Origin of the sequence: Micromonospora sp. NBS 11-29 (genome assembly GCF_002140155.1) — a bacterium.
Taxonomy (GTDB): Bacteria; Actinomycetota; Actinomycetes; order Mycobacteriales; family Micromonosporaceae; genus Micromonospora.
Window position 1 is genome coordinate 17,031 of sequence record NZ_NAPR01000011.1, and the last position, 11,291, is coordinate 28,321.

Annotated in this window: 7 protein-coding genes and 1 pseudogene; 5 read left to right on the forward strand and 3 right to left on the reverse strand. The window is 65.8% G+C overall.

Features of this window, described 5'->3' with window-relative positions; genetic code table 11:
• Window positions 1–416 precede the first annotated feature (416 nt).
• The gene (locus B1205_RS13830) at window positions 417–734 is read left to right on the forward strand and encodes a hypothetical protein (RefSeq protein WP_089156000.1); all 318 of its coding nucleotides are present in this window, start codon (window positions 417–419) and stop codon (window positions 732–734) included.
• Window positions 731–1,501 carry a hypothetical protein gene (locus B1205_RS13835; protein ID WP_254909931.1) on the forward strand — a complete coding sequence of 257 codons (771 nt, stop codon included), beginning with the start codon at window positions 731–733 and terminating at the stop codon, window positions 1,499–1,501. Before B1205_RS13830 ends, B1205_RS13835 begins: the two co-directional genes overlap by 4 nt.
• Window positions 1,502–1,567: 66 nt before the next feature.
• Here B1205_RS13835 and B1205_RS13840 read toward each other — a convergent pair whose 3' ends face one another.
• The 3 genes from B1205_RS13840 to B1205_RS13850 all read right to left on the reverse strand — a co-directional run bounded on the left by B1205_RS13840 (window position 1,568) and on the right by B1205_RS13850 (window position 6,989).
• Window positions 1,568–1,963 carry a hypothetical protein gene (locus B1205_RS13840; RefSeq protein ID WP_089156001.1) on the reverse strand — a complete coding sequence of 132 codons (396 nt, stop codon included), beginning with the start codon at window positions 1,961–1,963 and terminating at the stop codon, window positions 1,568–1,570.
• Window positions 1,964–2,214: 251 nt separating this feature from the next.
• Window positions 2,215–5,784: an nSTAND1 domain-containing NTPase gene (locus B1205_RS13845; RefSeq protein ID WP_089156002.1), complete on the reverse strand. Its 3,570-nt coding sequence runs from the start codon at window positions 5,782–5,784 to the stop codon at window positions 2,215–2,217.
• 203 nt (window positions 5,785–5,987) lie between these two features.
• The gene (locus tag B1205_RS13850) at window positions 5,988–6,989 is read right to left on the reverse strand and encodes a hypothetical protein (RefSeq protein ID WP_089156003.1); all 1,002 of its coding nucleotides are present in this window, start codon (window positions 6,987–6,989) and stop codon (window positions 5,988–5,990) included.
• 300 nt (window positions 6,990–7,289) lie between these two features.
• Between B1205_RS13850 and B1205_RS13855 the strand changes: the two genes are divergently transcribed.
• From B1205_RS13855 to B1205_RS33395, 3 genes and pseudogenes are all read left to right on the forward strand, one after another.
• The gene (locus B1205_RS13855; RefSeq protein ID WP_089156004.1) at window positions 7,290–7,631 is read left to right on the forward strand and encodes a CU044_2847 family protein; all 342 of its coding nucleotides are present in this window, start codon (window positions 7,290–7,292) and stop codon (window positions 7,629–7,631) included.
• Window positions 7,632–7,678: 47 nt separating this feature from the next.
• A pseudogene (locus B1205_RS33390) lies at window positions 7,679–10,932 on the forward strand (HD domain-containing protein); the annotation flags it as partial.
• Window positions 10,933–11,205: 273 nt separating this feature from the next.
• Window positions 11,206–11,291 (forward strand): hypothetical protein (locus tag B1205_RS33395; RefSeq protein WP_441338495.1); only part of this gene is annotated, 86 nt, incomplete at its 3' end.

Below are 11,291 nucleotides of genomic sequence, written 5' to 3' on the forward strand. Positions count from 1 at the left end.
GACCGAGTACAAGACCGCCTGGCACACCCGCCAGACGCAACCAGCCGAACCACCTATCGCCGCCCCTGCGCCAGCCGGCAGCAGGTAACCACCGCTCCAGCAAAGCGGGGGGGAACTCAAGCACCGAGCCCGACCTCCACCTCGAAAAGCAGCTCTGGCTGCAGCGCACGTGGGACGCCCTGCACACTATCGACGCCGAACTCGCGCGGCTGACCCGCGCACCGGAACAGCCTGCAACGGACGATCTCCAGTCCGCACGGATGCCTGACGCTTCACCTGCGCGGCCCGGACATCACGGCGATCACCGCGGACTCCGCCCGCGTCGCCCGCCTGGACACTGAGCAACTCCGCCTCGAGACCCGAGCACTCTTCCGGACCTACGAGCTCGCCGGCCCCGGCGAGACGGAGGCACGACGATGAAAGACCTGGAGGTCATCACCGACGCCCTGCGCGACGAGGGCAACAAGTGGCTGGCGATGTCCGACAGCATCGCGGGGATCAAGACAGCAGCCGAACAGCTGCACCTTGAGCCGTCCGCCTTCTTCATCGGGGACGCGAGCGTGGTCCTGCACGCCGGCTCCTACCGGGACTTCCACACGTTCATGGTGCGGATCCTGGCCGGCGCCGTCACCGAGTTCAATCAGGTCGCCGCGGCGCTGCGGCGCATCGCTGACGAGTACGACAGCCCCGATGAGGTCATCTCCCTGGACCTCGACAAGATCTACCGCGCATGATGACGGAAGGTAGTGCAGGTGCAGCCCGCCAGCAGCGACCTCGAGTACGGCGAGCCGTCAAGAAGGCGTTCGACCAGATCCGCTCCGGCATCGACGCAGCCGTCGGCTCCTTCAACGAGGTCGTCGACCGAGTCAACGAACACAGATGGCTTCTCGGACCCGCTGGCCTGTGGTGGATCAAGCAGAACCTGGACACCACCCGGCGCGCCATGGCCACGGTGCTCGACCAGGTCGACCACGCCCTGGAACACCAAGTGCCGGTGCTGTCGCTGATCAACGTCAGCTTCCGGTGGGTCAACGACGTCAAGACTCCCGTCTCCGAGCTGTCGTTCACCGCCACCGAGCCGCGCAGCGACAACATCGCAAAGTGGAGCGGTGACGCGGCGATCGCCTACAACGCCAAGGCCACCAAGCAGAAAGCCGCGATCGACGAGTCGGTGCTCAAGGCCGAGTTCATCAGCCAATGGCTGTTCAAAATCGCCCGCTCAAACGTCGGCTACGCCGTCGAGCTAGCCAAGATCGTCACTGGACTCGCCGGCAAGCTGGCGCAGGCTGCCACCGAGGCCACCACCGTCTTTGACATCCCCTGGGCCATCTCCACTCTGGCCAAATCGGTCGGTGACCTCGTCACCGCCGGCCTCAACACCCTGCTCACCGTCGGGCAGCGCTTAATGGACGCGCTGGGCAACATCCGTGACATCGCCACCCAGGTCGATGACTACTCGAAGCTACCCGAAGGACAGTGGCCGCAAGCCGGGCACGACTGACCGGTGCGCCGCGCCCGCTCCAGGCCGCGGCGTCCGCCACCCAGGAAGCATGGGCGCTCGCGCCATTCAGGTAAGGCGATCCTCCACGGCGCGACGAGTGAAGGCCCGTCGGGCCGTCGGCGCCGCCGCTCGCGTGGCCCGCAGGATCGCCGACGACTTCTCCGCCAGCACGGAGGTCGGAACATAGGAGTCGCCGCCGACGGCGAGCCACACCTTCACCACCAGACCCAGGCCGAACGGACCCGAGCCGAAATCGAGCTGCACGCCCGGAGCTCCGCCGCACCACGCCGGATGACCCCGGCAGAGATCACCACGCTGGTCGAGGCCCTCGGGAACATCGTCACCGTGCTCCACGACGCGGACCCCGCCGCCAAAGCCGAGATCTACCGCCAGCTCGGCCTGCGGCTCACATACCATCCGCGTACGCGAACGGTGCACGCTGAAACTGATCTCAGCGCGCACCGTGGGCCTATGGGTCGTGTCCGGGGGGGGATTCGAACACTTGTTCGTGTCACATGGGGCCCATTTCTGGGTCCACATGCTCATAGATTACGGTACGACCAGGGTTGGCTCAAGCCCGAACGCTCATTACCGTCCGCAATCATGCCTAGCAGTTCGGGAGCATAGGGTCGCAGCCTGTTAGGCCGGCTCGCTCCGTCATCGAGTATTGGAGTGAAGGCACCGCATCCGACCCGCTTGCGCCCCGGCAAGTCTCAGCCGGTCGACGCTGACGGCAACCCGTATCGATTGCGTTCTTCGGCAGTCAGCGCACGCGGTCCCCGGTCGTCGACCGACGGCTCAGCGCGGTCACCGCACACGTCCCAGCTTAGGATCCTTCCGTCGTCGAACGTGACGGTGAGGCTGTCTTGCCACAACAAACTAAGGACTATCCCCCCTGGCGTTTCGAGTACGCCGAGGGGACGCCCGTCCTGGGTGTGCCAGATATAGAGCGTGTCGTCGTCACTTATGGATGCTAAGAGGCTTCCGTCGGGTGACCAGCCAAGTTGACGGACGGCGCTTGTGTGGCCGACGCAACGCATTCTTACGTCCGGCTCCGATACGTTCCAGATCTCGATCTGACTGCTGCCAGCGGCCGCGAGTCTGGTGGAGTCATTCGACCAGGCCAGCGCCGTTAACTCGCCTTCCCCTTCGGTCTGCCATTGATGGACGGGGGTGTAGTCGTCCCCTCGCCAAAAGCTCACGTTGTGTTGACTGACGACCGCTGCTATGAGGCTTGAGTCCGGGGACCAGGTAAGCCTTTCCGCGCTCTCTTCCCCTCCGTCGAGAACTGCCAGGCGCTGCGCTTTGGCCACATCCCACACTGAGAGGGCGGGTAGTGTTCTGCCGAAGAAACAATGCGTGTGGACGACCAGCCGTGAACCATCGCCGGACCAGGCTAGCCCGTAAACCCATGGTAACGGAGTCGATATAACTTTGTGTTTCGAATTTGGTCGTGGACGGGCGCCCCACTGTGTTTGCAGGACACCGGATCGGGCGTCCCACACCGTGACCTGTTCTTGTATGGCGGTGGCTACCAGGTCACCTAGTGGCGAGTACGCGATCGCCATGCAGTCGTCTTCTCCGAGCCTCAGCGGCAGCGTCGCCTCGTCCGTTTCGATGATTTCCGGCGTCGTGCTCGTCCGCTTTACGGCGGCTCGCTTGAGGTCCGGCGACCATGATACTTCTCCGAGGTGACCCGTAGGCAGGCGGCGGAAGCTTCGGCCGACCACATCCCAGATCTCCACGTTATGGAATGACGTTCCCAGCCCGATTCGCTTGCCATTGGGAGACCAAGCGACGGTGCTGATTTGGTGAGGCCGTGCCCGCCGCTCGACTGTCCGTCCGGTAGGGACGTCGATCAGGGCCACCCGGTGTTGGTGTCGTGTTCTACGCGCGGCGTAGGCGATGACATCCTCGACGGGCGACCACGCCATTTTTTTGGCCAAGCCGGGGGGCGCGCTTTCGGCGGCTTGGCCGGTGTCGGTGTCGTAGATCCACAGCGTGCGCAGTTTTGGTTCGAGGATGTCCCTGCGGCGTAGCGTGAAGGCCGGGGCGGCTGAGACCGCGAGGCGGATGCCGTCGGGCGCCCAGCACATCACCGGGTCTGACCACGCCACCTGCTGTCGAAGGATCTCCGACGTCTGCTTGCCGATGCCGATCACGAGCAGCAGATCATTTGAGGCGATGGCCAGCCGGTCGCCTTGAGGAGGCCATGCAGTGGCGTGGACATTCGTGGCCGGGATGCTCGTGACCAGCCCGGGGACGTCGTCCTCCAGGCGGTAGACGTCAACGGCTCGGTAGTCGAACGTTCCCGCGAAGCACGCATCACCGCCCCACGAGAACGAGTCGAACGACGTCAGGAGATTCCCCCGCCGTCTGGCCAGGTTGCGGCCGTCCGCGACGCGCCACAGCATGACAGCTCGATCGTGCTCGGTGAGGGCGAGGGTTCCCGTGGCACTGAGCAGGGTGTGACCGCACGCTTCTGGGTCAGCGGCGAAGGCGACTTCGGTGAGGCGGCCGGCGTCGTCCCAGGTGCAGACGCGGCCCAATTTGTCGGCGGTGCGGAGTCCTCGGTTGTCGGGCAGCCAGACCGCGGAGGTGATGCCGGTGGTGTGTCCGATGGTGAGGCGCCGGGTATGCGGTGTGGCGGTCAGCGCCCAGCGCGTCATCGTCACTGCCAGGGTGTGTGGCAGCTCGTGCAGCGCAGTGTGGGCGAGCGCCACGGCCAGCTCGTGGTCTTGTCGGCGCACCTGTTGCGCGAACTCGGCAACGCGCTCGGACAGTCGGACGCGCTCCTGGTGATCGGTCTCCTGAGAGGCGTCGAGTAGGTGGCGCGCTGCGGTGGAGAGGGTCACCTCGGCGGCCAGCACCAGGGCATCGGCGAGGGTTTGGCCGCGCAAGAGGTCGTCTGCCTGCGGGTTCGCTTGCCACGCTGCCGCGCGGTGTTCGAGCCGGGTGATGCGGTGCAGGCGCTCCTCGTTGGCGTTGATCAGAGCGGCGAGTCGGTGCCACTGGCGGAACAGGGCGTCGTGGGTCAGTTCGAGGCAGGTGCCGTCGTCGACGTCGATGATCAGGCGGGCTGCCCTGAACTCTTCAAGAATGTGGGCGGCGGTGATATCAAGGTCGGCTCGGCGGATCGTCCGTCGTACGATTTCCTTGCCTTCCATGCCGATGCCGCGCAGCAAAGCAGAGTCGATAGCTTGTTGGGGGTACCGCGCGGTGAGGGACTCGTAGATCTGTTCGGCGTGAGCGGCGATGGCGCCGCCCACCTCGCCGGCCTGTTCGTATTGGGCCACCGTGATGTGTCGGCGGACGGACTGTAGGTGCAGCCGTTGTAGCAGGTGGCTGAGGAGGGGAAGCGCGTCACCGATCGTGGCGTCGGCGGTCATGCGATCGATGAGATCGTCCTCGAACGTGAGTCCTGCAGCTCGGGCGGGTCCCGCGATGGCCTGTCGGATACATGCCGGATCCAGCAGACCGATGGCGACCGGCCGGGTGATGAAGCCGGCTTGCTGCTCGGTGAGTCGGCGGCGGAACTCGGGCCGGATCGCCACCAGCAAGCGCACTTCCGGCAGCACCGTCAGCGCCCGGGTCAGCAGGCTCCACCACTGGGCCCGGTCGTGCTCGTCGGTCAGGGTGTACAGATCCTCGGCCTGATCAACAACGAGCAGCACAGGTCCGCGGGCGACGCTGAGGAAGCTCGGCATAACCTGCAGCGGAGCTTCCGGAGAACCGGCTTCATCGCGCAACAGCCGCGCCGTCTGCAGCACAGCGGCCGGGCTATCCGCCAATGCTGCGGCGAGGCTCACGAACGGGTCGGCAGCCGGGCGAAGCGGACCCACCACGGTCCACCGCCGTGGTAGTCCAGCGATGACGCCCGCGCGGATCAGCGATGACTTGCCCACTCCTGAGGGGCCGACGATAGCGACGATCCGGGTGGCCGGCTCCGGCCCCGAGCGCTCCAGGCGCTGCAGTACGTCGCTTACCTCGCGGGCACGGCCAAAGAACACAGGCGCGCGCTCCGCAGTGAACGGCGCGAGGCCGGGGTATGGGCTTTCCGCGCTGCGCCATGTGATCGCCGTTCGGCGGTGCAGGAGGTACCGCCAGCCGAGCCACAGGACAACGCAGAGCGGAAGCCATAGGAGGGAGTAGTCGAGGACAAGGCGCCACGGCCCATGCCAGCTGTCCGCTCGCGCCGTCACGATGTTGATGGCCAGACCGACGGCGATGCTGCCCAGCAGGGCACCGGACTCGCGACGGTACTCCCCTGGCGCCCGCCCCACCTGATCATCGCACTACGAGAAGGCGCCGCCCGCCAGCGCGTGAGGGATAGCCGACAGAGGCACCAGCGTTGCCGGGACTGGAGTCAGGGCCTGACTTTGACTAGACCCCGGAGTTCGATCAGCGGCACTACGCGACCGATGGTTCGCAGTGTTATGTGCTGCTCTTCCTGCGGCTGGCCGAGTCATCCACCGCCGCAGCTTGCTCATGACGTGATGGTTTGCCACGGCTTGCCGAGGGCGGCACGACGGAAGGCGTCGATCTCGCGCAGGTGGGCGTCGTGTACGTATGGGACGAGAGCGGCCTCGCCGGCGTGCATGCAGGCGCGGTAGCCGATCTCGCGTAGCGGGTGCCCGTCGGGCGGCGCCGGGCTCTCGGGGTCCCAGCCGACGATGGCGCAGATGCTCTGCGCGGTGCGCCGGATGTACGGGCGGGCGATGGCCCAGGCCGGCTCGGGGTACATGCCGCGCAGGCTCCACAGGTCGCTGCGGTCGGGGATGGTGGGGATCTGGTCGTGGTCGGTTCTGGTCCCGGCCAGCTTGTCGAGCCGGTTGCGTAGGCTCTCTCGGCGTCCGGCGATCGCGATGTTGTCCGTCAGGGCCGACTCGGTGAGCCACGAGACCGCGTCGCTGTGCTCGGACGGGCCGAGCCCGGCGGCGGCGACGGCCTGCGCCGCGGCGGCGTCGAAGTCCTGCCAGAACTCGTGCGAGCCGACCCCGCACGGCCACCAGTCGAGGTAGCTGTCCTGATCGGTGATCGGCTGCCGCTCGCTGATAAGCGAGGCCACCTCAGGGAAGCCGGTCGAGGTGTACCAGTCGGCCAGCTCGACGCGGCCGAGCCAGTCAGTCAGCCGCCACCAGGCGTCGCGCTTTGGGCGGGAGCAGGCTGCCGCGAGGGCGAGCTGCAGCACCACGGGACGCAGGTCGTCGGCGACGGTGTCGTACAGGTCCACACCCCAAGCCTCAAGGACCGGCGAGTGGTGCAGGTCGCCGGAGTGCACGCCGACGGGCAGGCTCAACGCCTCGGCGTAGGCGGCCACGAACGGATGCGCGTCACCGGGTGTCTCGTCGTCGTCGAGCACGACCAGGCGGCCGGTGAGGGTGCGGTGGATCGGCACGTTGAGCTTGCCGTTCTTGGCCCAGTTGTAGGCGGTACGGCGCGGGACGCCGTTCTGGTCGGCCCATTGGGACAGTGGGATCGGAGTCATGAACCGAGGATGGCACAGATGGCACAGTGCCATCCAGGAAAGCTGTGCCATCTGCGCCATTCACTGTAAGGGGCATATCCGGCACGGCGGGTACGGCATCCTAGGAGGATGGCCTGGGAGGCCTTGGGATTGTGCTGGCCCCGCCGAGGAGCGCGCCAGAGACACAGAAGTCCAATGGTCCGGCATAGCGAGCCGGCTGAGCTGATCAGTCGGGCGGCCTGCACGGCGGGGTTGCCCGCAGGTTGCGGATTGCCATTACTCTTCGCAAGGATCGCACTACACGATCGTGGGGAGGGTGGCGTGAACGAAGACGTCGGGGCTACGGGCATCCCGGATGTCGTGCCGCTAAATGTGGACGGACATGTGGTCTACCTGGCCAATCCCCTGGCGCGACCGGGCATGAGCAGCGATGAGGTGGAGGTAGCTTCTCGCCCGGCAAGTCTGGATGATGCGCTCGCTGGGCTGTCGGCGTTCGCCACTAAGGTCGGGGAGAGCCTGCGTGACGCGGATGTGACGCGGCTGACGGTGGAGTTCAGCTGCGAGTTCGCCGTCGAGTCCGGAAAGTTCGTTGCCATCCTCGGGAAGGCTTCGGCGAAGTCCGGAGTCAAGGTAGGCCTTGAGTGGGACAGGTCCAAGCCTTAGGTGCCAGCGTCGACGCCAGTTGGGAGGAGCTTCTCCAAGCCGCCACAGTGGCTATCGAAGTTCCATCATCTACAGGAGCGGAGCCCCGTCGCGGCACCGGTTTCGTCATCGCTCCAGGCGTCGTCGCGACATGCGCTCATGTTCTGGCTGAGCATGGCCAGCCCCTTCCCGACTTCGCGAAAGGACGTGCGGTTGCCGCAGAGGCTCAATTGATCCTGCGTACGTCCGCCGAGACGTTTTATCGCACGTCGGCCGGGCTAGACCTTGCCCTGCTGGTGGTAGGGGAAGCCTCTGTGATGGTCGACCTGCCATCGATCCTGCCCAGTCCTGTGGTCGCTGTCGGCGATCTGCTGTGGGCGTATGGGCATCCCGACGGCATGTTTCGCGCCGGGCAACCCGCAAGTTTCGTCTATGAGGGACAGTCTCGGCGTAGTGATCAGGATCCGCTGCGGCTCCTGCGAATGCGAGGTACACCTGTCAGCGCGGGCTTCAGCGGCAGCCCGGTGGTGAATCGGCGTACCGGTGCGGTCTGCGGGATGATCTGCACCTCCAGCACCTCAGGCAGCTCCCACATGCTGTCAGTGGCCGAGATCGTTTCTCACTGCGAACCGGCGCGACTGTCGCTCCTCAACGCACAAGTTGAGCATCGTCGTTGGCTCAGTTTGCTCACCGACGAGCAGATTACTGCCGGGCAGTGGCGCTTTCCCGGCCCTCAACTGCGGGCCTATCTGACGTTAGCGGCGCGTGTCGCGGCCAGCCATCCATACCGGGTGTCTCCCACGACTCAGATGCCGCCGTTGTCCTCGGTCTACGTCAGGCAGGCAGCCAGACTCGACGATGCTGGCGACCCGGGCAAGCCCGCCCAAGTGCGACCCGCGGAGGTCGTCTTCGACGGCGACCGCGACGCATTTCTCGTCGGTGGCGCCGGAGCGGGCAAGTCCAGCCTCTTCCAGTTCAGCGTAGGTGATATCGCACGACGTCAGCGGGATGGCGAAGTGACCGACATTCCGGTCCGAGTGCAGGCAACCGACCTTCTGGCCACCGCTAGCCTCGGCGAGGCCATAGCGCGCAGCGTCCGCGCCGACTTCAGTCTGATCGATGGCAAGGGACTGTGGTCACCGACCTTCTTCGAGGAACGACCCATTCCAGGAGGAACATGGCTCGTCCTAGTAGACGGCCTAGACGAGATCATGGATCCGCGGAAGCGGCAGCACATCCTCGCCTCCATCAGCGCCCGCCGCAGCACCCCCGACGCACCTCACCGGTTCTTGATCGCCACCCGCCCTGCCGCCGACCTCATCCATGCCCTCCAGGAAGGGTGGAAGCCCCTGCAATACGAACTTCTCGCCTTTGACGAGAGCCAGCGGCGGCAGTTCACCGAGAGCTGGTTCACTCGGCTGGCGGTGCCCCACCCTTCCAACGCCGCCTTGCAGTTCGACAAGGAGCTACGGCGGCTGGGCCTGGACGAGCTAGCGCGCACTCCCCTGATGGCGACGATGCTGTGCCAGCTTTTCATCGCCGACCCCAACCGCCGCCTGCCCCCGGGACGACCCCGAATCTTCCACGACTTCGTCCAACTCCTTCGGGAGCGGCAATACAGCGACGCCGACGGCGGACTACGTCAACAGGTCCACCGCGTGCTGCACCGCTATGGGACGCAGGCCGAAGAAGCGGGCGAGAAACTCATCGCGGTTGGCGAGTCGCTCATCGGGCGCCTAGCTGCGGACCGCCTCGCCGGCGACACCCAACTGGCTGTCCACAAGCTCGATGAGTGGACCGCGGACCTGCGCGCTCCGTCCGTGCCTGAGGCGACCTGGCGAGAGTTGCTCGCCGAGTACCTTCGCCGGAGCGGTGTCCTGATGGCCCGCGGCGACGACTTCGTGTTCCTGCACCAGACCATCCAAGAGTACTTAGCCGCCCAGTTCATCCCCCTCGACACTGATCGGGCGCATGCCACCTTCTGGGACCTTTTCAGACGCACGACGGGCCGGCGCGCAATAGCGCCGCCTGCGTGGCGGCAATCCTTCGCCCGGTTCCTGGTCGCGGCTTGGCCCCAGCCCGACGAGATGGCATCGGCACTGCGTTTCATGGCTTCAACCGGGGGCTTGAGTGCCGCGCTGTTCATCACCACCCTCGTCAACGACGGCTGTGAGCTGGAACCACAGACAATCAGCAGCGCTGTCCAGACCTTGTCGTCCACTGCTCGCGACTCTCGGGTGCCCTTGGACGACCGGCGTGTGGCTGTTACCACCTGCTTGCGCCTCGACAGGCAGGCAGGACTTGAATTGGCCGCCGAGATCGTGTCGGACAGCCGAATGGACACAGCTCTTCGCGTCGGCACGCTGCGCGCCATGGCCACCTTCGCGCCTCGCGAGGACGGCCACGAGGTGAAGCCTGCCGACTCAGACTTGAGCGCGGGTGCAACCGCCGCCGGCGACCAGTGGATCATGCAGCAGCTGACCCGTCTTTCTGACATCGACGGTCTCTCACTTCTAGTAACCGTGGCTCAAGACAATGCCTACGACGCTGGGCAGCGGGTCTGGGCAGCGGACGCCCTCGCCCGCGCGGGCGATCGTCGGGGTCACCAGCTTCTCGCCGACCTCGCCGGAGATTCGAGCCTGGGTTCGGCGGAGCGGCGGGCAGCCGCGACAGCCCTGTACATACTCAAGGACTCACGGGCCGCCGGCCTCTTGCGTCGGATCGCTCTGGATGAGTCCGTGCCAGGGTCGGAGCGGCAGCTGGCTGCTCGCACGCTCGTTGAGACACCTCTTCGGGATACGTCCTTGCGGCGGCTGGCACACCGGCTTGGCATCAGCAAGGTGTTCGACATCAATCCCGCCGTCAGTGAAGTGCTCGAACCTCTCGTTGCGGCGCATCGCGACAGTCATCCTCGCGCCGATGCGCGCATACTGCAGCAAGCCTTTGATGCGGCGAGATGGTGGCATTCGGGTCAGTTTCGCAAGTCAGGTGACCCCTACATCACGCATCCACTGGCTGCTGCCACCATCCTGGCTCACCTTGGCATGGATACCACGACCCTGGCAGCTGCGTTGCTCAGCGGCATGGTCGAGGATACCGAGTACACCGTCGATCAGATGCGCGCGGACTTCGGCCCCGAGGTGACTCTGCTGGTCGACGGTGTGAGCAGGCTGGACAAGGTCAGGCTGAGCGACGCGGAAAAGGCGGAGACAGTCCGTAAGATGGTCGCCGCGATGGCCAAGGACCCGCGTGTTTGGTAATCAAACTTGCCCAACGTCTGCACAACATGCGCACTCTGACCTTCGTTGCTCGCAGCGAGCAAGAACGTGTCGCCCGGGAGACTCTGCAGGTCTGGACGCCCCTCGCGCACCGGCTCGGTGTGAACGCCATGAGGTGGGAGTTGGAGGATCTGGCCTTCGGCACGTTGTTCCCGAAGCGGTTCGTGGAGATCGACCGGCTGATCGGGGAGCACCAGCCGCAGCGCGAGGCGTTGCTGCGGCAGGTGACGCAGAAGGTATCGACCGACCTGAAGGCCGCGAACATTAAGGCGGAGATCACTGGGCGGCCGAAGCACCTGTACTCGATCTACCAGAAGATGATCGTGCGGGGGCGCGACTTCAACGACGTCTACGACCTGGTCGGGGTGCGGATCCTGGTCGACACGGTGCGCGACTGCTATGC